At 62.4% G+C, this 22,851-nt stretch carries 24 protein-coding genes and 2 pseudogenes; 18 read left to right on the plus strand and 8 right to left on the minus strand.

What is annotated here, in order from left to right; translation table 11 throughout:
* The first annotated feature begins 129 nt into the window (after positions 1 to 129).
* The 12 genes from K289_RS0118200 (at position 130) to K289_RS0118255 (ending at position 12,369) form a co-directional block, all read left to right on the plus strand.
* The gene (locus K289_RS0118200) at positions 130 to 453 is read left to right on the plus strand and encodes a lipid asymmetry maintenance protein MlaB (RefSeq protein ID WP_027552848.1); all 324 of its coding nucleotides are present in this window, start codon (positions 130 to 132) and stop codon (positions 451 to 453) included.
* A complete protein-coding gene (locus tag K289_RS0118205) occupies positions 453 to 818 on the plus strand; it encodes a response regulator (protein ID WP_027552849.1) in 366 nt (121 codons plus the stop codon). Before K289_RS0118200 ends, K289_RS0118205 begins: the two co-directional genes overlap by 1 nt.
* Entirely contained in the window at positions 815 to 2,896 is a 2,082-nt protein-coding gene (locus K289_RS0118210) for a chemotaxis protein CheA (RefSeq protein WP_027552850.1), read from the plus strand. The genes K289_RS0118205 and K289_RS0118210 overlap by 4 nt, the downstream gene beginning before the upstream one ends.
* A complete protein-coding gene (locus K289_RS0118215) occupies positions 2,896 to 3,357 on the plus strand; it encodes a chemotaxis protein CheW (protein WP_027552851.1) in 462 nt (153 codons plus the stop codon). The genes K289_RS0118210 and K289_RS0118215 overlap by 1 nt, the downstream gene beginning before the upstream one ends.
* Positions 3,358 to 3,401: 44 nt before the next feature.
* Positions 3,402 to 5,099, plus strand: coding sequence for a methyl-accepting chemotaxis protein (locus K289_RS0118220; RefSeq protein ID WP_027552852.1), 1,698 nt, complete (start codon positions 3,402 to 3,404; stop codon positions 5,097 to 5,099).
* A 65-nt stretch (positions 5,100 to 5,164) separates the two neighbouring features.
* Positions 5,165 to 5,653: a chemotaxis protein CheW gene (locus K289_RS0118225; RefSeq protein ID WP_027552853.1), complete on the plus strand. Its 489-nt coding sequence runs from the start codon at positions 5,165 to 5,167 to the stop codon at positions 5,651 to 5,653.
* 65 nt (positions 5,654 to 5,718) lie between these two features.
* Positions 5,719 to 7,527: a methyl-accepting chemotaxis protein gene (locus K289_RS0118230; protein ID WP_027552854.1), complete on the plus strand. Its 1,809-nt coding sequence runs from the start codon at positions 5,719 to 5,721 to the stop codon at positions 7,525 to 7,527.
* A 136-nt stretch (positions 7,528 to 7,663) separates the two neighbouring features.
* Positions 7,664 to 8,521: a protein-glutamate O-methyltransferase CheR gene (locus K289_RS0118235; protein WP_027552855.1), complete on the plus strand. Its 858-nt coding sequence runs from the start codon at positions 7,664 to 7,666 to the stop codon at positions 8,519 to 8,521.
* A gap of 17 nt (positions 8,522 to 8,538) precedes the next feature.
* Positions 8,539 to 9,630, plus strand: a complete 1,092-nt coding sequence (locus K289_RS0118240) for a chemotaxis response regulator protein-glutamate methylesterase (protein WP_027552856.1) — start codon at positions 8,539 to 8,541, stop codon at positions 9,628 to 9,630.
* Positions 9,631 to 9,635: 5 nt separating this feature from the next.
* The gene (locus K289_RS0118245) at positions 9,636 to 11,369 is read left to right on the plus strand and encodes a hypothetical protein (RefSeq protein ID WP_027552857.1); all 1,734 of its coding nucleotides are present in this window, start codon (positions 9,636 to 9,638) and stop codon (positions 11,367 to 11,369) included.
* 142 nt (positions 11,370 to 11,511) lie between these two features.
* Entirely contained in the window at positions 11,512 to 11,958 is a 447-nt protein-coding gene (locus tag K289_RS0118250; protein ID WP_027552858.1) for a hypothetical protein, read from the plus strand.
* A 183-nt stretch (positions 11,959 to 12,141) separates the two neighbouring features.
* A complete protein-coding gene (locus K289_RS0118255; RefSeq protein WP_245283946.1) occupies positions 12,142 to 12,369 on the plus strand; it encodes a hypothetical protein in 228 nt (75 codons plus the stop codon).
* Between the two features lie 135 nt (positions 12,370 to 12,504).
* Here the strand turns inward: K289_RS0118255 and K289_RS0118260 are convergent, their stop codons facing one another.
* From K289_RS0118260 to K289_RS50530, 3 genes are all read right to left on the minus strand, one after another.
* The gene (locus K289_RS0118260; RefSeq protein WP_027552860.1) at positions 12,505 to 12,870 is read right to left on the minus strand and encodes a VanZ family protein; all 366 of its coding nucleotides are present in this window, start codon (positions 12,868 to 12,870) and stop codon (positions 12,505 to 12,507) included.
* 258 nt (positions 12,871 to 13,128) lie between these two features.
* The gene (locus tag K289_RS51625; protein ID WP_198024728.1) at positions 13,129 to 13,302 is read right to left on the minus strand and encodes a hypothetical protein; all 174 of its coding nucleotides are present in this window, start codon (positions 13,300 to 13,302) and stop codon (positions 13,129 to 13,131) included.
* 351 nt (positions 13,303 to 13,653) lie between these two features.
* On the minus strand, positions 13,654 to 13,959 hold the full coding sequence (locus tag K289_RS50530; protein WP_156918038.1) for a hypothetical protein: 306 nt from the start codon (positions 13,957 to 13,959) through the stop codon (positions 13,654 to 13,656).
* Between the two features lie 327 nt (positions 13,960 to 14,286).
* On the opposite strand from K289_RS50530, the gene K289_RS50535 reads away from it, so the two are divergent.
* Genes K289_RS50535 through K289_RS0118285 form a run of 3 tightly spaced genes read left to right on the plus strand, consistent with a single transcriptional unit; the run spans position 14,287 to position 15,249 of the window.
* Positions 14,287 to 14,457 carry a hypothetical protein gene (locus K289_RS50535; RefSeq protein WP_156918039.1) on the plus strand — a complete coding sequence of 57 codons (171 nt, stop codon included), beginning with the start codon at positions 14,287 to 14,289 and terminating at the stop codon, positions 14,455 to 14,457.
* Between the two features lie 33 nt (positions 14,458 to 14,490).
* On the plus strand, positions 14,491 to 14,775 hold the full coding sequence (locus tag K289_RS0118280; protein WP_027552861.1) for a hypothetical protein: 285 nt from the start codon (positions 14,491 to 14,493) through the stop codon (positions 14,773 to 14,775).
* A gap of 51 nt (positions 14,776 to 14,826) precedes the next feature.
* Positions 14,827 to 15,249 (plus strand): hypothetical protein, encoded by a 423-nt coding sequence (locus tag K289_RS0118285; protein ID WP_027552862.1) that lies wholly within the window; start codon positions 14,827 to 14,829, stop codon positions 15,247 to 15,249.
* 46 nt (positions 15,250 to 15,295) lie between these two features.
* Here the strand turns inward: K289_RS0118285 and K289_RS0118290 are convergent, their stop codons facing one another.
* From K289_RS0118290 to K289_RS52330, 4 genes and pseudogenes are all read right to left on the minus strand, one after another.
* Positions 15,296 to 16,030, minus strand: coding sequence for a metallophosphoesterase family protein (locus K289_RS0118290; protein ID WP_027552863.1), 735 nt, complete (start codon positions 16,028 to 16,030; stop codon positions 15,296 to 15,298).
* A gap of 158 nt (positions 16,031 to 16,188) precedes the next feature.
* Positions 16,189 to 16,467: a hypothetical protein gene (locus K289_RS0118295; protein ID WP_027552864.1), complete on the minus strand. Its 279-nt coding sequence runs from the start codon at positions 16,465 to 16,467 to the stop codon at positions 16,189 to 16,191.
* A gap of 369 nt (positions 16,468 to 16,836) precedes the next feature.
* Positions 16,837 to 17,874, minus strand: coding sequence for a UDP-glucuronic acid decarboxylase family protein (locus tag K289_RS44610; protein WP_082907941.1), 1,038 nt, complete (start codon positions 17,872 to 17,874; stop codon positions 16,837 to 16,839).
* A gap of 552 nt (positions 17,875 to 18,426) precedes the next feature.
* A pseudogene (locus K289_RS52330) lies at positions 18,427 to 18,555 on the minus strand (IS5/IS1182 family transposase); the annotation flags it as partial.
* A 356-nt stretch (positions 18,556 to 18,911) separates the two neighbouring features.
* On the opposite strand from K289_RS52330, the gene K289_RS0118305 reads away from it, so the two are divergent.
* From K289_RS0118305 to K289_RS53090, 3 genes and pseudogenes are all read left to right on the plus strand, one after another.
* The gene (locus K289_RS0118305; RefSeq protein ID WP_027552865.1) at positions 18,912 to 19,703 is read left to right on the plus strand and encodes an FkbM family methyltransferase; all 792 of its coding nucleotides are present in this window, start codon (positions 18,912 to 18,914) and stop codon (positions 19,701 to 19,703) included.
* A 300-nt stretch (positions 19,704 to 20,003) separates the two neighbouring features.
* A pseudogene (locus tag K289_RS52335) lies at positions 20,004 to 20,192 on the plus strand (hypothetical protein); the annotation flags it as partial.
* Positions 20,193 to 20,332: 140 nt separating this feature from the next.
* The gene (locus K289_RS53090; RefSeq protein ID WP_084788638.1) at positions 20,333 to 20,545 is read left to right on the plus strand and encodes an NAD-dependent epimerase/dehydratase family protein; all 213 of its coding nucleotides are present in this window, start codon (positions 20,333 to 20,335) and stop codon (positions 20,543 to 20,545) included.
* 134 nt (positions 20,546 to 20,679) lie between these two features.
* Here K289_RS53090 and K289_RS47750 read toward each other — a convergent pair whose 3' ends face one another.
* The gene (locus K289_RS47750) at positions 20,680 to 22,641 is read right to left on the minus strand and encodes a hypothetical protein (protein ID WP_051310641.1); all 1,962 of its coding nucleotides are present in this window, start codon (positions 22,639 to 22,641) and stop codon (positions 20,680 to 20,682) included.
* Positions 22,642 to 22,851: the final 210 nt, after the last annotated feature.

Here is a 22,851-nt window from a genome sequence, read left to right on the forward strand (position 1 = left end):
CCTTTGCGTGCGGTTGCGCGAAGTCCGCGGGAATGTGACCCGTAGTTGTACGGACCACCCCGTTAGGAGTTTCCTCATTCGATTCGCGTCAAACGTGTATCGGAATTTCAAGCAAAGGCGGGTGCAGCGATGTCGCTCAATCCCACGGAGCCGAAGTGGTCGTTGCGGTTGCCCGCCGACTGCAGCATCGCGGCCATTCGCAGCGTCTATGACCTCATTCGCGAGGCGTTCGGCCGGCAAGATCGGCTCGAAATCGACTGCTCCAGCGTCGACAAGGCCGACGTGACGTCGATCCAGCTCCTGCTGTCGACCGCCAAGACGGGGGCGGCCCAGGGGCGTCCCGTTGTCCTGACCTCGTTTTCCCAGTCTCTGCGCAACACCCTCCGCCGCGCCGGATTCGCCAGCGAGGCGATGATCGATCAGCATTTCCCGCAAAAGAAAGATGGCACCTGATGGCCGCGATTCTGACCGTCGATGATTCCCCCAGCATTCGGCAGATGATCAAGGTCGTGCTCGAGCCGGCCGGTCACAGCGTGATCGAGGCCGGCGATGGTGCGCAAGGCCTCGCTAAGGCGCAGGCCGGCAAGCTCGACCTCGTGATCACCGACCTTAATATGCCTGTCATGAACGGGCTGGAGCTGATCCGGGCGCTCCGCAAGCTGCCGGGCGCCGTCGGCATGCCCATCGTGTTCCTGACCACCGAATCCAACGATGCGGTGAAGCAGGAAGCGAAGAGCGCCGGCGCCACCGGCTGGATCACCAAACCCTTCAAGCCCGAGCAGTTGCTCGCCGTCGTGGCGAAGTTGGTGCGCGCATGAGCGCGATGGACCCGACCGAGGTCTTTCGCCAGGAAGCCAGCGAGCTCTTCGAGGTCCTGGAAGGTGCTCTGCTCGATCTTGGTCAGCGTCCCGACGACCGCGAGCTGGTCGATTCCGCCTTTCGCGCCCTGCACACGATCAAGGGCTCCGGCGCCATGTTCGGCTTCGACAAGGTCGCCTCCTTCACCCACGAGTTCGAGACCGCGTTCGATCGCGTCCGCAAGGGAGAGATCAGGCCGACGCAGGAGCTGATCTCGGTCGCGCTCGCCGCCAAGGACTACATCCGCGCGCTGATCGAGGATCCGCAGTCGACCGATGATATCATCGGTGAAGCAATCCTCGACGACCTCAAGCGTTTCGTGTCGTCCGACCGGCTGGAGGTTCCGGCTGCAGAGGTCGCGGAAGCGCCGCCGCTGGCCCCGGCCGAAAGCAAGCAGGCCGGCTGGCATCTCTATCTGGAATTCGAATCCCACATCCTGCGCAACGGATCGAATCCGCTCGATCTGCTGGAAGATCTCTGCAAGCTCGGCCCCTGCTTCGTCGTGCCGATCACCGACGGCGTGCCGTTTCTCGACGAGATGGACCCGGAAGACTGCTATCTGAAGTGGGACGTCAAGCTACACGCGGCCTGCGACAAGGACGCGATCGACGACGTCTTCATGTTCGTGCAGGACGAGATGAAGCTGACGCTCTCGCCGCTGGAGCATGTCGAAGCGCCCGCCCCAGTGCCGCTGTTCCAGCTCCTCGACGAGGAGCCGATGCCGCCTCCCGTGATGGAGAAGACCGCCCCAGCGGCCGAGGTTGCTGCGGCACCGGTCGTCGACGAACCCGAGCCGAAATCCGAGATCAAGCGTGAGGCGCCGCCGGTGCGCCGCGAGGAAGCCAAGCGCGAAGAGCGCGGCATCGCCACCGTACGTGTCCAGGCCGAGCGCCTCGACGAGCTGATGGACCGCGTCGGCGAGCTCGTGATCGCGCAGGCGCGGTTGACGCAGCTGGCCTCGGCCGGCTCTGATCTCTCGATCAAGTTGATTGCCGAGGAGATCGAGCGCCTCGCCTCCAGCCTGCGCGACACCACGATGGGCGCGCGCATGGTGCCGATCGGCTCGCTGTTCGGCCGCTTCCGCCGCCTCGTGCACGACCTGTCGCGGGATCTGTCGAAGCCGGTCGAGTTCGTCACGTCGGGCGAGGACACCGAGCTCGACAAGACCATGATCGAGTGCCTTGCCGATCCCTTGGTGCACCTGATCCGCAACGCCATCGATCACGGCATCGAGGACACCGCGACCCGTGCCGCCGCCGGCAAGACCGAGCAGGGCCGGATCGAGCTCGCCGCCGTCCATTCCGGCGCGCAGGTGCTGGTCACCGTCAAGGACAATGGCGGCGGCCTCAACACCGCCCGCATCCGCGCCAAGGCGGAAGAGCAGGGCCTGATCGCGGCCGGGGCTGCGCTCACCGACCACGAGATCCACCAGTTCCTGTTCCATCCCGGCTTCTCCACCGCACAGACCATCTCGGCGCTGTCCGGCCGCGGCGTCGGCATGGACGTGGTCAAGCGCACCATCGAGAACATGCGCGGCTCGATCGATCTGTCGACCAGGCCGGGCCAGGGCACCACCGTAACGCTGCGCCTGCCGCTGACGCTCGCGATCATCGAGGGCCTCCTGATCCGCGTCGGCGAAGGCCGCTACATCATTCCGCTGTCGGCGGTGGAGGAATGCGTCGAGCTGACGGCCGAGGACGAACGGTCGCGCGGCCGCAACTTCCTCAACGTGCGCGGCAACCTCGTGCCGTTCCTGCGCCTGCGTGAGCTCATGACCGCATCCGGCACGCCGGACCAGCACCAGAAGACGATCATCATCTCGACCGGCGAGACCCGCGTCGGGCTGGTCGCCGACCAGATCATCGGCAACCACCAGACCGTGATCAAGTCGCTCTCCAAGCTGCATTCGGACGTCACGATCTTCTCCGGCGCGACCATCCTGGGCGATGGCACGGCGGCGCTGATCCTCGATGTCGCGCAGCTCGTTGCGCTGGCGCAGTCGAAGGTCGAAAAGCAGCACATCAGCGAGGCGGCGTGATGAACCTGGGGCAGGCCGGCGAGCATCAGGCCGACGCGATGCAGGTCGTGATGATCGGTCTCGGCGAGGAGAAGTTCGCGCTCGACGCGGGCCTCGTGCGCGAGATCATCGATCCCGTGCCGGTCACCAAGGTCGCCGGTGCACGGTCGTTCGTTCCGAGCGTGATCAACGTGCGTGGCAACGTCATTCCGCTGGCGGACCTGCGCATCCGCTTCGGCATGCCGCAGACCGACACCTCCGCCGATACGCGCATCGTCGTCATCGAGATCCAGATCGACAACGAGCCGGTTCTGGTCGGCGTGACCGCCGACAAGGTCTACGAGGTCACGGAAATCTCGCAGACCGACGTGCAGCAGACGCCGCGTGTCGGGATGCACTGGAAGCCGGAGTTCATCCGCTTCATCACCAAATGGCGTGAAGAGTTCGTCATCGTTCCCAACATGGAACGCATTCTGAATTGAGATGGTCCCACGGGCGGGACTTGAGGTTTTTGGGGGGGCTGGAAATGAGGTTTACGGTCAAGGCAAAGCTGGCCAGCGCATTCGGCCTGGTCATCATCCTGTCCATGGTCGCCGGTGGCGTCGCCTACATGAAGCTCGGCGACATGATGGCGACCGCAGACAGCATGGTCCTGCGCGCCAAGCGCATGGAAAAGGCCACCCAGATCGAGAAGGATATCCTGCTTCAGCTCCGGGCAGAGAAGAATGCCATTCTCGGAACCGAAGCCGATGCCGAACAGTTTGCCGCCGACGCTGCCAAGCGTCGCGAGCAGGCGATGAAGACCCGGGATGAGGTCTACGCTCTGGCGAGCGAAGCCGGCAAGAAGCTGCTCGACACCTTCGCCGGCGCCTACGCCAAGATGAATGCGTACCAGGAGGAAACGATCCGCCTGGCGAAGACCGACAAGGCGAAAGCGACCGAGCGCTCGATGAACGAGGGCCGCAAGGTCGTCGCGGACGCCTTGGAGTCGATGGGCGCATATGTTGAAAACACCAAGAAGCAGATGGCCGATCAGGCCTTCCAGTCGAAGGAAGAGGGGCACCAGGCGCAGTTGATGCTGATGACGCTGCTGGGCGTGTCGCTGATGGTCGCGATCGGTGCGGCGCTGTGGATTTCGATCTCGATCAGCCGTTCACTCGGTCGCGCGGTCGGTCTTGCCGGCGCGGTGGCGAACGGGGATCTCAGCCAGACCATCCCTTCCGCCAGCAACGATGAGATCGGCGACCTCGTCAGGTCGCTGAACGTGATGGTCGAAAAACTCCGGCAGATCGTTGCGGAGGCCCTCACGGCTGCACAGAACGTCTCCGCCGGCAGCCAGGAACTCTCGGCGAGCGCCGAGCAGCTCTCGCAAGGCGCGACCGAGCAGGCTTCGTCTGCGGAAGAGGCTTCTTCTTCCATGGAAGAGATGGCCTCGAACGTGAAGCAGAACGCCGACAACGCCAACCAGACCGAGAAGATCGCGGCGCAATCGGCCAGGGATGCCGAAGCCAGCGGCGCCGCCGTGGGGCGCGCCGTCGAGGCGATGCAGACCATCGCCGAAAAGATCACGATCGTGCAGGAGATCGCGCGCCAGACCGACCTGCTCGCGCTCAACGCGGCGGTCGAGGCCGCGCGCGCCGGCGAGCACGGCAAGGGCTTTGCGGTGGTCGCTTCCGAGGTGCGCAAGCTCGCCGAGCGCAGCCAGGCTGCCGCCGCCGAGATCGGCACGCTTTCGACGGAAACCGTGAAGGTCGCCCGCGAAGCCGGCGGCATGCTGTCCCAGCTCGTGCCCGACATCAAGAAGACCGCCGAACTGGTGCAGGAGATCACGGCGGCCTGCCGCGAGCAGGACGTCGGCTCGGCCCAGATCAATCAGGCGATCCAGCAGCTCGACAAGGTCGGCCAGCAGAACGCCAGCGCGTCCGAGCAGGTGTCGTCGACCTCCGAGGAACTGGCCTCGCAGGCCGAGCAGCTCCAGTCGACCATTTCGTTCTTCCGGATCGATCACGCTACGCGCAAGGACGTTGCCCCAGCCGCGCCGATCGACCGTGCCGTCGGCCAGCTCCGCGCCAAGGCAGCGCACATGGCGGCGGCCGATCGCGGCAAGAAGAAGCCTGCGCCCGCGCGCCAGCCGGCACGGGCACTGAAGGTCGCCGGTGGCGGCGGCTTCGCCTTCGACATGGACGATCGCGAGGACGATCGCGACGCCGAGTTTCAACGCTGACCAACCGGTCCGGCCTCGTGCCGGACCGCGCTCATTCGCAAACCCTGGGACCTTTGGACTGAATCATGGCCGCAACCTCGCAATATCTGACGCTCGGGCTCGCCGGCGAGACGTTCGGCATCAGCATCCGCAACGTCCGCGAGATCCTCGACATGCGGCCGATCTCGCGCCTGCCGCACGCGCCGAACTTCCTGCTCGGCATGATCGACGTGCGCGGCAGCGGTTATCCGATCGTGGATCTCAGGACCAAGCTGGGTTTGCCGAACGTGGCGGCGACCGAAGCCACCCGCATAATCATTCTCGACGTACCGATGAAGGATCGCCTGGTCGGCGTCGGCTTCGTCGCCGACTGCGTCTTCGAGGTCACCGATATCGACGAGCAGGCCATCGAGCCCGTGCCCGAGGTGGGCGGCAAATGGCAGTCCGACTATGCGGCCGGCATCGGTCGCAAGGGCGAGAAGTTCGTCATCATCTTCGACCTCGCCAGGCTGATGGCGAATGACGAGATCCCGGAAGGACGCGATGCGGCGGCGGATGCATCCCGCGCCGCCTGAGTTTGCAAAAGTATGCGTGGGTGAGCGTACGCACCCAACCCCAATTCGAACTGAATGAGAATGCCATGAGATTCACCGTCAAAGCCAAGCTTGCGAGCGCCTTCGGCGTCGTCATCCTGCTTTCCATGATCGCCGGCGCGGTCGGCTATTTGAAACTGTCGGACATGGTCGGGACCACCGAGGTCCTGGTCAATCGTGCGGGCCGCATGGAGAAGGCCGCGGAGCTCAAGGAAGGCATCCTGTTCCTGGTGCGCGCCGAGAAGAACTCGATCCTTGCGGCGAGCGACGCGGAATACGATCAGTTCGTAGCCGACCTCGCCAAGAACCGCGAAGCGCTCACCAAGTCCAAGGATGAGATCTACGCCGCGGCGAGCGAGTCCGGCAAGAAGCTGATGGAGAATTTCTCCGTGGCGTTCGCCAAGCTGAATGCCTATCAGGACGAGACGGTCAGACTTGCCAAGACCGACAAGCCAAAGGCGCTGGATCGCTCCATGCATGACGGCCGCAAGGTCGTCGCGGACGCGGTGGAGGCGGCCGACACCTACATCAAGAACGTCAAGAACAACATGGCCGAGCAGGCCGAGCAGTCCAAGCAGGACGGCTCCCGTGCCGAGATGCTGTTGCTGAGCCTGGTGATCGCCTCGCTGCTGATCGCCGCGATCGCAGCGACCTGGATCGCGATGAACATCAGCCGAGCGCTGGCGCAGGCCGTTGGTCTGGCCGATGCCGTTGCGATCGGCGATCTCAGCCGCAAGATCGAATCGTCCAGCAACGACGAGATCGGCGATCTCATCAAGTCGCTGAATGCGATGACGGTGAACCTGAATGCCACCGCGGCGGTCGCCAACGAGATCGCGCAGGGCAATCTCACGATCGAAGCCAAGCCGCAGTCGGACAAGGATACGCTGGGCCTCGCGCTCGAGCGCATGGTGGAAAAGCTCCGGCAGATCGTGTCGGAGGCCCTGACCGCGGCCCAGAACGTCTCGGCCGGCAGCCAGGAGCTGTCCGCGAGCGCAGAGCAGCTCTCGCAGGGCGCGACCGAGCAGGCGTCGTCCGCAGAAGAAGCCTCATCCTCGATGGAAGAGATGGCGTCGAACGTGAAGCAGAACGCCGACAACGCCAACCAGACCGAGAAGATCGCAGCGCAATCGGCCAAGGACGCCGAGGCCAGCGGCGCCGCCGTGGGGCGCGCCGTCAATGCGATGCAGACCATCGCCGAGAAGATCACCATCGTGCAGGAAATCGCACGGCAGACCGATCTGCTCGCGCTCAACGCGGCGGTCGAGGCCGCGCGCGCCGGCGAGCACGGCAAGGGCTTTGCGGTGGTTGCCTCCGAGGTCCGCAAGCTGGCCGAGCGCAGCCAGGCGGCTGCGGCCGAGATCGGCACGCTTTCGGCCGACACCGTCAAGGTGGCGCAGGAGGCGGGCTCCATGCTCGCCAAGCTTGTTCCGGACATCAAGAAGACCGCCGAGCTCGTCGAGGAGATCACCGCGGCCTGCCGTGAGCAGGACGTCGGTTCGGCCCAGATCAACCAGGCGATCCAGCAACTCGACAAGGTCGGTCAGCAGAACGCCAGCGCGTCCGAGCAGGTGTCCTCGACTTCGGAAGAACTTGCTTCGCAAGCCGAGCAGCTCCAGTCGACGATCGCCTATTTCCGCATCGAGCACGGCGCGAAGGGCCAGGCCGCCGCGCCGATCGATCGGGCGGTCGATCAGTTGCGCGCGAAGGCGGCCACCATGGCGGCCGTCGATCGGCCGGCCAAGAGGCCCCAGGCCAGGTCGGCGCGTGCCCTGAGGGCCGCCAATGGCGGTGGCGGCTTCGCCTTCGACATGAATGACGGCGAGGACGATCGCGACGCCGACTTCCAGCGTTAGTTCTTCAAGGATCGGTCCATCCTTCGCGGGTGGACCGGTCCGTGTTCAGTGATCGCGCAGACGCGTAAGGTTTCGAGATGGCCAACATGGCCCGACATTCAGCGCAGGTGGCCATCGTGGGCCAGGGCAGGCGGCCATGATGCCGGCCGTCGTGCAGGATACGGCCGTGCATCTGTCGGACCGTCACTTCCGAACCATTGCCGAGCTGATCGAAGGCCAGGTCGGCATCAAGCTGCCGCCGGGCAAGCGGCTGATGCTGGAAGGGCGGCTGCACAAGCGCGTGCGCGCGCTGAACTATTCCGGCCTGAACGAGTACGTCGACAATCTCTTCGAGGCGGATCATCTCGACACCGAGCTCACCCATCTCATCGATGTGGTGACCACCAACAAGACCGACTTCTTCCGCGAGCCGCAGCACTTCACCTTCATGCGGGAAGTCGCGATCCCGGCCCTGCTCAAATTGCATGGCCGCAGGAACGCGAACCTGAAGATCTGGAGCTCGGCGAGCTCCACCGGCATGGAGGCCTATACCGCAGCGATGGTGCTGGACGACATGACGCGGAACGGATCCCGGTTTCAGTACCGCATCCTCGGGACCGATATCTCGACCGCCGTGCTGCGTCTCGCCAGGACCGCGATCTATACCCGCGACGTGCTCGCGCCGGTGCCGGAGCAGTTCGTGAAGCGCTATTTCCTGTCGTCGCGGGACAGGTCACGCGGCGAGGTGCGGGTGGTGCCGGAATTGCGACGCATGACCCATTTCATGCGGATGAACCTGATGGACGCGTCCTATCCCGTCGACAAGGACGTCGACATCATCTTCTGCCGCAACGTACTGATCTATTTCGAGCGCGAGACCCAGCGCAAGGTGATCGAGCAGCTGTGCAGCCATTTGCGGCCCGGCGGCTATCTGCTGGTCGGGCATTCGGAGTCGATGATTCACAGTGCCGTGCCTGGCCTGAAGCAGGTTCAGCCGACCATTTTCAAGGTCTAACCGGAGCGCAACCCAAAATGCCGAGGGAGAAAGTTCGCGTACTGATCGTGGACGATTCGGCGTCGGTGCGCCAAATCCTCCAGACCATCCTGAACGACGATTCCGACATCGAGGTGATGGGGACCGCCTCCGATCCGTTCGCGGCGGCGCGCCGCCTCCAGAACGAGATTCCCGACGTCATCATCCTCGATATCGAAATGCCGCGCATGGACGGCATGACCTTCCTGCGCAAGATCATGGCGCAGCGCCCCATTCCCGTGATCATCTGCTCCTCGCTGACCGAAGAGGGATCCAACGTGATGTTCGAGGCGTTCGAGGCCGGCGCCGTCGACATCGTGCCGAAGCCGAAGATCGATACGCGGCAGGCGCTGCTTCAATGCTCCACGCGGCTGCGCGAGGCCGTCAAATCGGCGGCCCGCGCGCGCGTGCGGCCGCGTTCAGAGCGGCGGATGATCGAGAAGAAGTTGACCGCCGACGCCATCATCCCGCCGCCGGTGCAGGGCCGGACGCGGCCGACGACCGAGCGCATCGTCTGCATGGGTGCCTCGACCGGCGGAACGGAAGCCTTGAACGACGTGCTGGAGTTGCTGCCGCCGACGTGCCCCGGCATTCTCATCGTCCAGCACATGCCGCCGGGCTTCACCGCGGCCTTTGCCAGACGGCTCGATAGCGTCTGCCAGATTCGGGTCAAGGAGGCGGAGGACGGCGAGCCGGTCGTGCCGGGCTGCGCCTATATCGCGCCTGGCGCCCGTCACATGCTGCTTCAGCGGATCGGCCTGCGTTACCAGATCGCGATCAAGGACGGCCCGCCGGTGTCACGGCATCGTCCGTCGGTCGACGTGCTGTTCCGCTCGGCGGCCCAGCATGCCGGCGCCAATGCGCTCGGCGTCATCATGACCGGCATGGGCGACGACGGCGCGCGGGGGATGCTGGAGATGCGCAAGCTCGGCGCTTCGACGCGCGCGCAGGATGAAGAGAGTTGCGTGGTGTTCGGCATGCCCAAGGAGGCCATCACGCACGGCGGCGTCGAGAAGGTCGTGTCGTTGCACCAGATCCCGCGCGAAATCATGCTTTGGTACCAGGCCGGCCATGCCGCGGTGGCGGGTTGAACGCGATGTCCACCGTCCCGGCCAACACGCTTCACGATACGATCGTCGCGATCGAGGATGTCTCGTCGCGCATCGAGGACGTCTTCGCCCGTGTCGGTCACCAACTTGGACGCGGCCATATCATCTTCAAGGAGCTTAACCAGGGCCTCGCGACGCTGTCCGGGGAACTGTCCGGATCCGAGATCGAGGGCGCGGCGACCGCGCTGCAGGAGATCGCCGCACGGCTGGACGAGCTGGCGCAGGCGCTGCCGGCGGAGAGCGCCTTGCTGGCGACGATCGGCGAGCGTACGACGGAGGCGTCTTCGCTGCTCAAGCCGTTGTTCAAGCACATCCAGATGATCACGATCATCGCGCGCAGCGCGCGGATCGAAGCGGCGTCGCTCGACGGCGATCGCGAAGGCTTCCTCGCCTTCACTCAGGAGGCCTACGATCTCGGCAAGGCCGTGCAGCACGCGATCGAAGGCTGCGCGCGGGATCAGCAGCGCCTGTCGGACGCAGTTGCGACCGCATCTACCCGGCAGAAGGAATTCGAGGGCCGCTACCGTGAGCAGCTGGCGTCCGGAAGTGCCGAGCTCGCCTCGGCCCATTCCGGATTGCGCGACCAGCGCAGCAAGAGCAGTCATCTCGCCGAGCTTGCGGGCACCAGCACGAGGAAGATCGCCGAGGCGGTCGGCAGCTCGATCATTTCGCTTCAGGCCGGCGACAGCACGCGTCAGCGTCTGGAGCACGTCACCCATGGTTTGCGTCTGGTTTCAGGACTGGACCGGGCGCCGGGCCTCGTGCCCGATGCGGAAGAGTGTGGCGATGGCGCGCGCGCCGTCTGCCAGCTGCAGGCGGCCCAGCTCAGGGACACCCAACGCGAGTTCGGCGGCGACATCGGCCAGATCGTTCGCGCGCTGTCGGCGATCCTGAGTGATGCGGGCGGCGTTGTCGGCCACGGCCGCGCGCTGTTCGGTGCGGAGGACGACGGCTCCTCATCGTTCCTAGTGCGCATCAAACATACGCTCGCGCAGGCCTCGACCTTGATCGCCACCTGCGAGAACGCCGGCCGCTCGGTCGACGAGGCGCTGGCGATCGTTGAGGACACGCTGGCAAAATTCCGCCAGGCGATCGCCGGGCTGGCCGAGGCCACGGTCGACATCACGCTGATCGGCATGAACGCTGGCCTCAAGGCCAGCCATCTCGGCAGCAGAGGCAGTGCCTTTGTCGTCATCGCCAACGAACTCAAGGCGACCGCCGACCAGGTCTCGGCCGGCGCATCGCGCTTGAGGCCGGTGCTCGACGGCATCGAGCGCTCGGCCAATGATCTAAAGGACCTTCGCGTGCGGGGCGATCCTGCGCAGCTCGCCAAGCTCGAGCCGCAGATCCTGCAGGCGCTGCGCGAAGTCGAGGCCGGCAATGAGCGGCTGGGCAAGCTGATGAGCCGGCTGGTCGATGAAGGTGCCGAGTTCGAAGGCCTGATGAATTCAGCGAAGGAGTTGATGAGCACGCTCGGGGAGGGCTCCGCGGCATTGCCTGCGGTTGCTTCGCGCCTCGAGATCGAGAGCGCGGGCGCGCAGCGGCCGAGGCTGCGAGGGCATGACGAGGCAATGCTCGACGATCTCTTCGCCCGCTACACGATGGAGCGCGAGCGGGACGTACATCGCGAATTCCTGCAAGGGCTTGGGCTGGCGTCGACCGCGGCGGCCGCACGGCTCGAGGCACTCGCCTCTGCAGATGACGGCATAGAATTGTTTTGATTTTGCTGCCCGCAACGTAGGGGTCAATTTGAAGTTTTGGCTTTGCGGGGCGTTAACCGTCGCGGAATAGCCGCCGGATCGGTCATTGTCGCGCCCCAGAGTTGGTCGCAAATACCAGCCGATTTCACGGCGGAAGTTTTTCATGCTGAGAGACGGCAAATATGCTGCCTGGTTCAGGACGGCGCGCGGCCAGGGCACCGGCATCGTGCATCTGACCGACGGGCGGATCTCGGGCAGTGACAGCTTCTTCACTTATGGCGGTTCGTATCTCGTCGATGAGAACCGCTTCACAGCCGTCCTGACCACGCGGCGACATACCGAAGGTCCCCCGACGGTGTTCGGGCCGGATGAGGTCGAGGTTAATCTCTCAGGCGAGTGTAAGGGCGCGATGGCGACCTGCTTCGGAACGGCCAGGGAAGCGCCCGACGTGCAGTTCGAGGCGACGTTGATCTACAGCCAGGAAGATGCACCGGTGGCCGAGGCGAGAGGCGCCGTCGTGAAGCTCAACGCAGACAAGCTGCCGAGGGGTGGCGACAGCCGGTCGCGTCCGCGCCAGCCCTCCATGCCTCCCAGGACACCGGCATCGTAGCCGTGCCCATCTTAGCCTCGTGTTGACGCTGTTGGCGCGAAGGTGAGCTGATCTGCGGCGCACCAACAAAGCCTTTAGAGATGGAGGTCTAAGTCTGAGGCACAAAAAATATGGGTGGTCGAGAACATGCCTCAGATCTGGATGACATACGACGAGCTTGGAACGTTGTGTGGATGCGACGCAATGGAGGCGCGAGAGTACGCGAAGCATCTGTCGCTTGATCGCCGCAAGAGCCGCGATGGCGCGACGCGCGTCAAGCTGAACCATACACTGATGATGCAATTCTTCGCGACCGTCCGCGAGGCCGAACCCGATCTCGACGGAGCGATCGCTGCCTTGCGCGAGACGCATCGGCGGATGGCCGAGCCGTTGGCGCTCGAAGCGGCATATGAACGGCGCGGCACCGTCTAGATCGTTGTCCTGCGAACGTCGTCTCGCAACGGGCGTCCTCGACCGGGTCATCGTCGCCTTCTTTGCGATGCGCGGACCGCGGATCTCCCAGCCGGCCGGCTGTCGTCGTCACGGGCGCAGCTCGTCTCGGCCGCTCTAGGACGGTGGTCTAGGCAGGAAGGCCAGGATGGTCTGAGCCAGTATGATGCCAACTGTGCCGCCCGCCGCTTTTTGAAATACGTCGATGATCCGCGGATCACGGTCGGGTATGAGTGCTTGCATCACCTCGAGCCCGGCGGCAACGGCCACGACGAGTGTGCTGGCCAGCATGAAGCGTCCGGGCAGCAGGAAGGACAACAGAAATCCCAGCACGCAGTAGGCGCTGAAGCGCTCGATGACGACGATCCAATACGCTTCGGCGTGGCCCGCAAGGGCAGGCCTGCCCGCGAGCGTGGCAAGCGTGGCGTAGATGATGAGCGCAAGGCAGATGGCCACGGCTGCGATGAGATGGTTTCGACGCATCGCGGCATCATAGCCGGCCGAGGCGGACGCCGCTTCGAAACACGAGAACATCGTTAAGGTCTTTCACATCGCCTGCGGGCGAAGGCGATGGATTTTGCCAAGACCGGTCAAGCCACCAGCGTAGCATCGTCGTCTGGAGTTGCGGCCGTCCTCGTCGCGCGGCGCGCGGGGATCATTTCGCTGAATTTCGAAGGGCAGGGGCGGCGAGGAGGTAACCCTGACCCTCTTTCACACCGCAGAAGATCAGCGCGCGTCCCGTTAACCCTTCTTGGGGCTCTTTGACTTCAGCGTCAGGCCGAGACGCAAGGCCATGCGCTTGATCGCGTCGGGCGATCGCCCGAGCAGCTTCGCCGCCTCTTCCAGCGACGTCGAAGACTTGGCCAGCTCCATGAGCCGGCGGTCTTCCTTGAACGACCAGGGCTTGCGCGCCATAACGGAAATGATCCTCTCGCATCGACACAACGACAAAGCCGCCAAGCGAACCCTGCGCTCGACGGCTTTGCTTGGGTGGGACCAGGCCTTGGGGAAGCCCGGTGCGAGAATGGATAGGCAATTGACGAGACTTCGCAACAAACACCGCGTATTAAGCTAACCGCTCAACCTTACCGCGATGAAATCGTCGCGCAGCGCACCGTATAACCACGGAGTTTTTGACCGGCCGAGACCGATCCGCGTGCCGATTTCCATGAATGAGAATGCTCTGCCCATCCGGGGTGGCGCGGAGCCAGCGGCCAGTCTTTGCGATCGCTGCCGCAGCGCCGGTTTCGGCCCAGATGGCTTCGCTTAAGGAAATTCAGAAGCGGCGATTGAAGACTTGCGCCTTGCGCCAACCTTCGGCCATGCGTAGCGAATGCTCCGCGTGGATTTGATGGTGGGGAGACTTGCGTCGTCGTCGCGCGTGGCAACAGCAGTCGACGCCAATCGAATCATCGCGTTGCGATCACGCAACAACTTCGATCGAGTATTGATCCAATCGCGACACATGCGTTCAGTGGTGATCTCGTCGAGCGGATCTGCGCTGCTCTCAAGGGAGCCGTCACGAGATCGTCGAATTCGCTCGGCTATGATCGCGTAGACGACACCAGCCAATCAGAAAACCAAAATGCTTCAAAGAGCGCGAGCGGCACTCCCTCTCACGAAATTCAGGGGGCGGGCTTTCGAAGGTGCGTTTTTCGGCGTTGCGCTGATTGCAATGGCGGGCTGGGTGTACTTCGTCACGCTGCTGCTGGTGCGATTGTTCCTCTGGTTCCTCGGTTGACGCGCGAGCGAACGATCACTTTGCGAGCACGATGCTGCCCAAGATTTCTCGAGCCTGACAAGAAAATCGGCGGAGCACATCATGATGTCGACACAACTCGAAGCCGAGAATGCCGCATCAGAAGGATAAAGGCGTTCCGTAACTGGAAAGAATTCCGAATGACGCTATTGCCGACCATCGTCTCGATCTTCGCCGGCTTCGTCGCAGGCTATGCGACGCGCGCGTGGCGATCTCGCCGGCGCAGGGAGCGTCACCTGGTCTATCGGCCCTTTGGTCCCGCGGTGTCCCGCCCGAATCCGTCACTGGCGCGGATGCGGCGTGCATTCTGACGAATTACAACCGACCTGCGGCAGGGTGGCGCCATGACGAGTTTGGGGAATAATGCTCCGCGGCGATATTTCGTCGACGCCGGCGGGCGCCGCGTCCTGATAGGTCTGACGCCCGAGGAAACCTTCGAGTTCGAGCGGCTCGACAGCGAACAGCTCCCGGGGCAGGCGGGTAGGCCGGTCGCGCGCGACGGCGACGCTCCGTGGCAGGCGGCCGACGAGCGGCGCTGGCTGGAACTGTATGAGAAGCATGAGGGGGCCTGGAAGGCCTGGATGGCACAAAGTCGCGCCGAACGGCCGCGAGGCTTTAACCTTTATTAACCATCGCGGACCCATTTTCCGGTCTGGCGCTTCAACCGGAAAGTGCAAGCCATGTTCCAGCTGTTCTTGCGGGCACGCACCCAGAGCTTCCTCAGAGACCGCTTCCGGGGAGAACAGGCGTTCCGCGCCCGATCTCCCGAGCGCGACGCCGAGACCGATCGGACGCGCATCGAAGCCATCATGCTGGCGATCGAGAGCGCACTGCATGCGGCTGAGCTGGAGCAGTCGGGCCTGAACCGAAGGGTTGAAGACGTGCTGGCGCGGGCGGCCGTGACCTTCGGCAATGGCGATGATGAATATCTCGAGCGCGAGCCGCTGGACAGCCACCACCACGATCTGTTCGACAAGGAGATTCTGAACGGGCAGCGCAGGCTCAAGGAACTCACGGCCTCGATCGCCCATTTCAAATTCCTGAAGGCGGCGATGCTCAGTCGCTTTCCGGAGTACCGGCCTCCGAGCGGCAGCACCAATTGACGGCGGGCGCAGCGCCTCGACGACTCGCTGCGAGGAAATGCGGCGCCTAGATCGCGAGCATGCTGTTACCCTGGATCGACAGCAGGGTCAGATTGCCGGTTGCATAGGCCCCGGTATCGATATTGGCCCGATTTTCGAGCAGCTCGGCCTGGCGCACCGGCGTGTGGCCATGCACGACATATTTGCCGAAGCGCTTCTTGCTCTGGAGAAATTCGTCCCTGATCCATAGCAGGTCCGATTCACGCTGCTCGGACAGGGGGACCCCCGGACGAACCCCCGCATGAACGAAGAAGAAGTCGCCGCAGGTGAACGTCGGCCGCAGCTGGCGCAGAAACGCTATGTGCTGCGGTGGCATTGCCGAGGCGAGCTCGCGCACGAGACCGGACTGCTGGTCCTTGCTGAGATCGGGTGAGGCCGAGAGCCCGTATGACATCATGGTCTGAAGTCCGCCGAATCCAAACCAGTCGCTGACGCGCGAGGGATCGTCCAGCACCGAGGTGAAATAGGCTTCGTGATTGCCCTTGAGAAAAACCGTGTTGCGACGGCGGCTGCGCCGGATCAGGAGATCGAGGGTGCGGCGGGAATCCGGTCCGCGATCGATATAGTCGCCGAGAAAGACCTCGATCGCACGATACGGCCGGCTGTTCGACATATCCGCGTCGATCACCGCGAACATCTGCTCGAGCAGATGCGCACAGCCGTGGATATCGCTGAGCGCATATATGCGGACGCCGTTTGGCAATCTCGGCCGGGGCGAGCTTTGGGTCGCAGAGGTGAGCATGAAGTCTGGCTCTTTCAGAGTGCTTCGCCCGAGATGTCAATATGTTATCGGCGAAATCGGGTCACAACGAGCCGCTTTTTTCCCACGCATGCAGGGCGAGGCTCACTTGTGCGCCAGACGGATCAGCCGTCCGCTGCGGCGAATCGCCGACCGTCGCGCTAGCCGAAGCCTCGGCTGTCGAATGACGGTGCGGCCTTGCCGCGATAAGCCGACGCGCGAACGCGGACCAGAAGCGCGCCGCAGAGATAGCCAAGCTGAAGCATCGCCGCAAAGACAACGATCATAACAACGCTGTGAGCTGAACTGTTTCCCTGCCAGGCGGAGATCACACCGAGGATCGCAGCACCGAGGACGATTGCCGGAGGCAGGATGAAGATTCGGAATCGGCCCCCCAGCAGCGATCCGATCAACAGACTGAAAACAACGACGGTACTCACGCCACCAACTCCCCGAACTGGCCCTGAGTGTTAACGGCGGCGAACTAACAACGGTTGAAGCGATAGAGTTGAACAATCATTCAAATACGCGTGTGATGATTTACAAAAATGACGCGAAAATCGGCGCGCGCTCGGTTGGATGTCAAGCGTATGACGTCACTGTGAGAAGCTATGCACTGCGACGCTGCGTTGTAGAAAATAGATTTGATCTTTCGGTGCAGTCATAACCATGCAGCCGTCGCTGGCGCAGCGGCGCGCTCGCGCAAGGCGGCGCGATTCCGGCGAAGGCCTCAGCGCGCTGGTGCCTAGTCCGAGCTCTTCCATATGGAAGTGGGACACATCGGCCCCTCAGTGCGCCCGGTCGATCAGCTAAACTTGTTGCGATCCTGAAACCGCACGCTCCAGCCTTCGTGCGTCCGAATTGGCAGCGTAACTGAGAGACGGTTCGCGCGCAGAACTCGTGAACACACCCTCAAAATACGCGATCGTGCGTGCGAGACCTTGCCGAAGCGAAACCTGCGGCGCCCACCCAAGCATCGCATTGGCGTGTGAAATTTCAGGCTGGCGTTGTCGCGGGTCGTCGTGCGGAAGCGGGCGGTGAACGATTTTCGAGTGAGAACCGGTCAATTCGATAGTCAGTTCCGCGAGCTCACGCATCGTGACTTCATGGGGATTGCCTAAATTCAAGGGGCCAGTCACGTCGTCAGATGACTGCATCAAGCGTATCAAGCCATCGATCAGATCGTCTACGTAGCAGAACGCCCGGCTCTGCAAGCCATCGCCGTAAATCGTAATGTCGTGCCCACGTAGCGCCTGAACGATGAAATTCGAGATCACGCGCCCGTCGTTGGGATGCATGCGCGGGCCATAAGTGTTGAAAATGCGCGCGACCTTAACGGCTAGCCGGTGTTGCCGTCGATAATCGAAGAACAGAGTTTCAGCGCAGCGTTTGCCTTCATCGTAGCAAGAGCGGAGCCCGATCGGGTTTACATTGCCCCAATAATCCTCAGTTTGAGGATGGACCGTGGGATCACCATAAACTTCGGAGGTTGAGGCCTGCAGGATGCTTACTTTGAGTCGCTTGGCCAGCCCGAGCATGTTGATCGCGCCGATCACGCTGGTCTTGGTCGTCTGAACCGGGTCGTGCTGATAATGCACAGGCGAGGCCGGACAGGCGAGATTGTATATCTGATCGACCTCAACGTAGAGCGGGAATGTTACATCATGGCGCAGGAGTTCGAAGCGATGATGGTCGAGAAGATGTTCGACATTACCCCGCGTGCCGGTGAAAAAATTGTCCACGCAAAGGACCTCCGCACCGTTTGCCAGCAGGCGCTCGCAGAGGTGTGAGCCAAGAAATCCAGAGCCGCCAGTCACCAAAATTCGCTGTGCCAAATTGTAAGGCATCATCTTCCTGTCAAAGACCATCTCTGCAACGAGCGCGTCTGTCTCCCAGTGATGCGATGAACATGTCAAAGTTAAGGTTTGTTCGTTCTCTCGCCGCAGCGATTGCAACCGGAACTTCAAGTGCGTCTGCATGATGGCTGTTTTTGTGCACGCGCATGAGGCCATGCGTGCAAATTCGAACAGCGAAGCTTGCTTCGGATTTTGGGTGGCTGTGCCTCGATGCGCACCACGTGGGACCGAAATGGCGGCGGGGCCTACGAGGCCTTGGACAGTCTGCGACGTTGGAATCGCAGGCCCGCGGGCGTTTGACTACGTAGCCGGATTGCAGGGTGGATTGCCACCAAGCCTTTTTCGCGAGATGCCAGCGAACGGTCTTTCGTATTCCGGCCGAGTTCGCGCTCGCTTCGAGGCCATCCCGCGGCGGCCGCTGTGGTCCGCCCGATGCATCAGTTCCGAAAGCTTCGACGCAGGCCGATTTGCAATCGGCAGTGACGCGCGAGCGAAAAGATAAGGGCTGAAGCAGATCGGGTCTTTGCGATTGCGTTTCGGTTAAATGTTTGGCCACGTGCCTTGCCGGCGGGCAAGTTCCCAGTCCGCATCGTATCCACGCTCCGCGAGCAACATTGTTTGTGGAAGCAAGGCGTTGAGGAGAACCGAACACAGCCGATTGTCATGCGCCTCACGCAGCTATCCCAGCAAACGGGCCGCCATTCGCCACATCGTCGATATCGGCTTCAGTCAAAGCCCTTGGATAAGCTCCTGTCCGAAGCACGGTTTGGGCCGTTCGGCGGCGTTGCGGGCAACCAAAAAATTCAGTCAATGATCTGCCGTCAACGCGGCGGCCGGGTGGACCTAACCAAACTCGCTCTCTGCGGCATCGACAGCTCCCGCCCCAAAAAGGCCACTGCGCCAATATTGCCTTGAGTACGATCAACGGTTGTGAGAGGTCGCGATGACAAGAGCAGAGCCGAGCGATATTTCGCTGACCTCAGCGATGCGCTCATCGCCAAAAACACACCTGCAGGCAGGAGCGAAAAGTGGCTACTAACGATCTGATATACGATGTAGGCGTAAATGACGGAGCCGACTCCGCCTATTATCTCTGGCGGGGATTCAGGGTGCTCGGCATAGAGGCGAGCCCGGTCTTGGCTGAAAGGCTAAGGGAAAAGTTCGAGCCGGAAATACGAGAAGACCGCTACACTCTATTGGAGGTTGGAGTGGCGGATGACGATGGCACAGCTGAATTTTGGATGTCAGACGTCACTGAGTGGTCATCTTTCAGCAAGAGTGTCGCGTCGCGCGACGGGACGCCTCATCGCGCCGTGCAAATACCAACCAGAAAATTCTCGGCGATAGTTGAAGAGTTTGGAGTTCCGTTTTATTGCAAGGTGGATATTGAGGGTAATGATCGGTGCTGCGTGAGAGGTTTGACCGGGGATACCGTGCCTCCTTACTTGTCGATCGAAATGTCACACAAGGATGGTGGTTTGGATCTCGACCTGCTCGACTCGTTGGGATATCGGTACTTCAAGGTAATTAGCCAGGTGACGCGCGCTCAGCCGACTCCATCGCTGATGAGAATTGATGGCTTGCTCTCGGGTTTTCCCAAGAAGGCGTTAAGGGCAGCGATTAAGCGAACTTTGGGTGTGCGGTCTTTCCAGGGCCGAAAATTTCCTTTGGGCTCGTCCGGTCCGTTTGCCGAGGACACGCCTGGCCGGTGGCGCTCGGTTGGCGAAGTCAGACGGCTTTGGGCATTTTTGAAGGATATCGATGAAGGTGCGGGCAAAAACCGTCTCGGCGAGTGGTTTGATTTTCACGTCAAGCGGTAGTTGCTCCTCTTTCCACCGGCGCGAGGGTGCCGCGAGATCGGTGGGCACGGTTGATCGGCCGCTTACATTGTGCTCACCGGCAGCTTATCCTTGCGATTTCCAGCGAGGCCAAAGCCTGATTGTCGGGGCTCTCGTCCAAGGAGATTCGCATCTTGCGCTATCTCTTCGAGAGAGTACGCATTCGACACCGGCCAGCGCGAGCTGCATCGCGGGGCGGACGTCGTCTCCGTCGCGCCGCAGGTATTCGATCTGCTTGACTACCTGATCCGCGACAGGGAGCGAATTCCGGAATAGGGCCGCGCACTCGACAACCACCGTCAGGACCTGCTCAACGCCGAGATCTCCAACGGACAGCGCCGTCTCAAGGAGCTGGCGGCCGAAATCGCCCACTTCAAGTTCATGAAGGCGGCGGCGCTGGGCCGCTTTCCGGACCACAAGGTTGTGATCGCCGCTGGTCACGGCGCGACGGCGCGTTCGACCCCAATATGATCCAATTTTCCGCCGACTGGCTGCTGCCGTCGTGCCTGATCGCCGCCGCAATTTCGGTAGGAATGGCGTTCGGTTCACGGAAGTTTCCGGGGCTTTGAGATTTCACCCCGAGACCGTCGGCAGTTGATGGGAAGCGGATTGTGGTCAGTTTGCTAGTTACGGGTTGCGCGGGCTTTGTCGGCTTTCACCTCGCGCGACGTCTGCTGGGCGAGGGTAAGCCAGTGATAGTAATCGACAATCTCAACGTTTATTACGATCCGGCGCTCCGCTGGCGTGCTCTGAGCCAGGGCTTGCTACCCCTTGCTGCTTTATCTTGCCGTGTTTCGTTTCATTCAAGTCGGCAGCAAACGTGAGATTGCGACGTCGCCTCGACACGTCACCGCCGACTCCGACGGGGCGCCAGACCTCTCGATCACTTTCGACGAAAGTTTTCACGGATGGTGCCGCACCCGGGCGACCGCGTGGATCGCGCGGGTGCGGAAGCGGATCAAGGTTTCTGCGGTCTGGTCAGGAACGAGTCCTGTACCCAAGTGGGGCTATTCGACCCGGCTGTCACGACCTGACCGGGATCGACCCGACCGGTTTGACCGGCCAGAGACTGGCTCAGGAGCGCAAAGCTGTGGCTTGCCAGGCACGACGCTGGCGAGCCGCCCTCACGCGGATCATCCGCCACGGTCATCGCCCCCGACCCAGAGTTCGCAACGCCGCTGTTGGCGACCAGGTCTCTGATCTCGCTAAGCAGAGCAGAAGCAGACCGCTGGCTTGCAAGCCCCCCGGTCCCGGTGCTCCTGCCGGTCGTGGTCGTCCCACCATTCGCGATCGAGTCCTGATGCTGACTTAGCCACCCGGGATCTTGGCCTGTGGTGGCCGAAGAATTCGCCACCGTGGCTTTCGGCGGTGACGTCGGAGCCGGCGCGGTCGCTGGTGGGGGATCCGTCACCGTGATGGTGTGTGGCGCACCTTTTATCACCGCGCCGGAGACCGGGTCTTTTGCGATGGCGGTTAGCGTGAGTGTCGAGGCCGGATCACCCCCGCGCGTGTAGTTCGATGTCAGCGTCAACCCGCTGTCGACCTGCTCGGCGGTCAAGGTGACGTTATTTCCGTTGAACGTCTTGCCATCGAGCTTGTCCGTGATCGTCTCGTACTGCGGCAAGCCCGTAATGCTCGCGGTCACGACATCGTTGGGATCGGTCGTTGCCACCTTGACTCCCAGATCGACCGTGCCGCCCTTCCCGTGCACCGACAGTGTGGGATCCGCGATGGTCAGGACCGGCGTGTGCGATGACGTGGTCGTTACAGGTGTAGACGCGGATGCAGATGCCGATGTGGCTGTAGGTGGGTCGCCGAAATACCTGGCCCATGCCGCAGCCTCGAGCGGCTTGTGGTCGGCGGAACTGGTGAAGCGATATTGTCCGCCGGAGTTCGAATCCCAGGCATTCACGAAGCTGACGTTGACGCCCGATTGATGCAGCGTGTCGGCGAGCCACTTTACGAAGGTCGGATTGTCGGTGAGACCCGCGCCGTCGTGCGTATTGCCGGCGCCGGTCTCGGCAATTGCGAATGGCTTGCCTGCCGATTTGGCGAGATCGATCAGCTGCTGCAGCGTGGTCGCATGGCCCGCGCTGCCATCGAGTGACCATTGGTTGGAGGCCGGGTAGGTGTAGTAGTGCTGGAGGTTGACCGGATCCGTCGCCCATTGCTGGACGCTTGAATCGTAGACAGGGTGAGATGAGTTGAGGACTTGCCCGCTCTTGTCCCAGTCATACAGGTGTGTCGGCGTACCGTAGGGGAAGACATCGCCGTAGACGTCGGCGGCGATGATATCGACATACTGGTTCCCGGGGTAAGCCGTCTTGATAACGTTGCTGGCGTTGCTGTAATTCACGACACTCGGATTCCACGCCACCTTGACATCCACGCCATTGGCCTGGCCCGCGGCGTGCAAGACCGTGGAGATGTGCTGGAAGGCCTTGACCCAATCGGCGCGTGTCGCGGCGTCATTGCCGGCATAGGACGGCATGGTGTCGATGTTCATCTCCCAGCCGGGTCGCCAGATCTGTGTCGTGAAGCCATTGTCGGCCCAGGCCTTGACCATGCCCTGCAGAACGGAATCGTATTTCCCGGCCGTGAAGTCCTTGTAGAACTGATCAGGGGTTCCCGAGCCTGATGCCGTCGAGGTCATCGGCAAGCCGATCACCGGTGTAACACCTTTAAGCACTGGCGACTGCGCCATCGAGGCGGCATTCCAGCTCGATTGGCCAACCCAACCCGAGACGGGCAGGCGCTGATCGCCATACTGGTCGATGAACTGCGGCTTGGATTTCATCAACGTTGAGAAGGCGCTGAAGTTTGCTTCGAAACTCGCCTCCTCGTTCGAATCAAAATAGTTCGGGTTTCCCACAAAGACGCCGAGAGGAAATGGCGTTGCGCCGGCAGTGTTCTGACTCATTGCTTGGTGTCCTTGCTGCTATTTTCTTTCAACCGCGTCTAAGCGGCGATTGCGAAATAGTAATGTCGTCTCTCGACACCCAGCCGCCGCGACTCCGCCACGTATCTGGCAGCTCAATCGCGGTGCCGATGACGCAATTGAAATGCCGACGCGGAAGGGACTTCACGATAACCTCCGGATAGCAGGACCCGCACGTCGAGGCATGACGGG

This window comes from Bradyrhizobium sp. Cp5.3 (genome assembly GCF_000426265.1).
GTDB classification, from domain to species: domain Bacteria; phylum Pseudomonadota; class Alphaproteobacteria; order Rhizobiales; family Xanthobacteraceae; genus Bradyrhizobium; species Bradyrhizobium neotropicale.

Excerpts from the sequence above, each read along its gene's own strand:
- K289_RS0118200 (WP_027552848.1), top strand. The coding sequence starts at position 130 with ATGTCGCTCAATCCCACGGAGCCGAAGTGGTCGTTGCGGTTGCCCGCC.
- K289_RS0118205 (WP_027552849.1), top strand. The coding sequence starts at position 453 with ATGGCCGCGATTCTGACCGTCGATGATTCCCCCAGCATTCGGCAGATG.
- K289_RS0118210 (WP_027552850.1), top strand. The coding sequence starts at position 815 with ATGAGCGCGATGGACCCGACCGAGGTCTTTCGCCAGGAAGCCAGCGAG.
- K289_RS0118215 (WP_027552851.1), top strand. The coding sequence starts at position 2,896 with ATGAACCTGGGGCAGGCCGGCGAGCATCAGGCCGACGCGATGCAGGTC.
- K289_RS0118220 (WP_027552852.1), top strand. The coding sequence starts at position 3,402 with ATGAGGTTTACGGTCAAGGCAAAGCTGGCCAGCGCATTCGGCCTGGTC.
- K289_RS0118225 (WP_027552853.1), top strand. The coding sequence starts at position 5,165 with ATGGCCGCAACCTCGCAATATCTGACGCTCGGGCTCGCCGGCGAGACG.
- K289_RS0118230 (WP_027552854.1), top strand. The coding sequence starts at position 5,719 with ATGAGATTCACCGTCAAAGCCAAGCTTGCGAGCGCCTTCGGCGTCGTC.
- K289_RS0118235 (WP_027552855.1), top strand. The coding sequence starts at position 7,664 with ATGATGCCGGCCGTCGTGCAGGATACGGCCGTGCATCTGTCGGACCGT.
- K289_RS0118240 (WP_027552856.1), top strand. The coding sequence starts at position 8,539 with ATGCCGAGGGAGAAAGTTCGCGTACTGATCGTGGACGATTCGGCGTCG.
- K289_RS0118245 (WP_027552857.1), top strand. The coding sequence starts at position 9,636 with ATGTCCACCGTCCCGGCCAACACGCTTCACGATACGATCGTCGCGATC.
- K289_RS0118250 (WP_027552858.1), top strand. The coding sequence starts at position 11,512 with ATGCTGAGAGACGGCAAATATGCTGCCTGGTTCAGGACGGCGCGCGGC.
- K289_RS0118255 (WP_245283946.1), top strand. The coding sequence starts at position 12,142 with ATGGAGGCGCGAGAGTACGCGAAGCATCTGTCGCTTGATCGCCGCAAG.
- K289_RS0118260 (WP_027552860.1), bottom strand. The coding sequence starts at position 12,870 with ATGCGTCGAAACCATCTCATCGCAGCCGTGGCCATCTGCCTTGCGCTC.
- K289_RS51625 (WP_198024728.1), bottom strand. The coding sequence starts at position 13,302 with ATGGCGCGCAAGCCCTGGTCGTTCAAGGAAGACCGCCGGCTCATGGAG.
- K289_RS50535 (WP_156918039.1), top strand. The coding sequence starts at position 14,287 with ATGACGCTATTGCCGACCATCGTCTCGATCTTCGCCGGCTTCGTCGCA.
- K289_RS0118280 (WP_027552861.1), top strand. The coding sequence starts at position 14,491 with ATGACGAGTTTGGGGAATAATGCTCCGCGGCGATATTTCGTCGACGCC.
- K289_RS0118285 (WP_027552862.1), top strand. The coding sequence starts at position 14,827 with ATGTTCCAGCTGTTCTTGCGGGCACGCACCCAGAGCTTCCTCAGAGAC.
- K289_RS0118290 (WP_027552863.1), bottom strand. The coding sequence starts at position 16,030 with ATGCTCACCTCTGCGACCCAAAGCTCGCCCCGGCCGAGATTGCCAAAC.
- K289_RS44610 (WP_082907941.1), bottom strand. The coding sequence starts at position 17,874 with ATGCCTTACAATTTGGCACAGCGAATTTTGGTGACTGGCGGCTCTGGA.
- K289_RS47750 (WP_051310641.1), bottom strand. The coding sequence starts at position 22,641 with ATGAGTCAGAACACTGCCGGCGCAACGCCATTTCCTCTCGGCGTCTTT.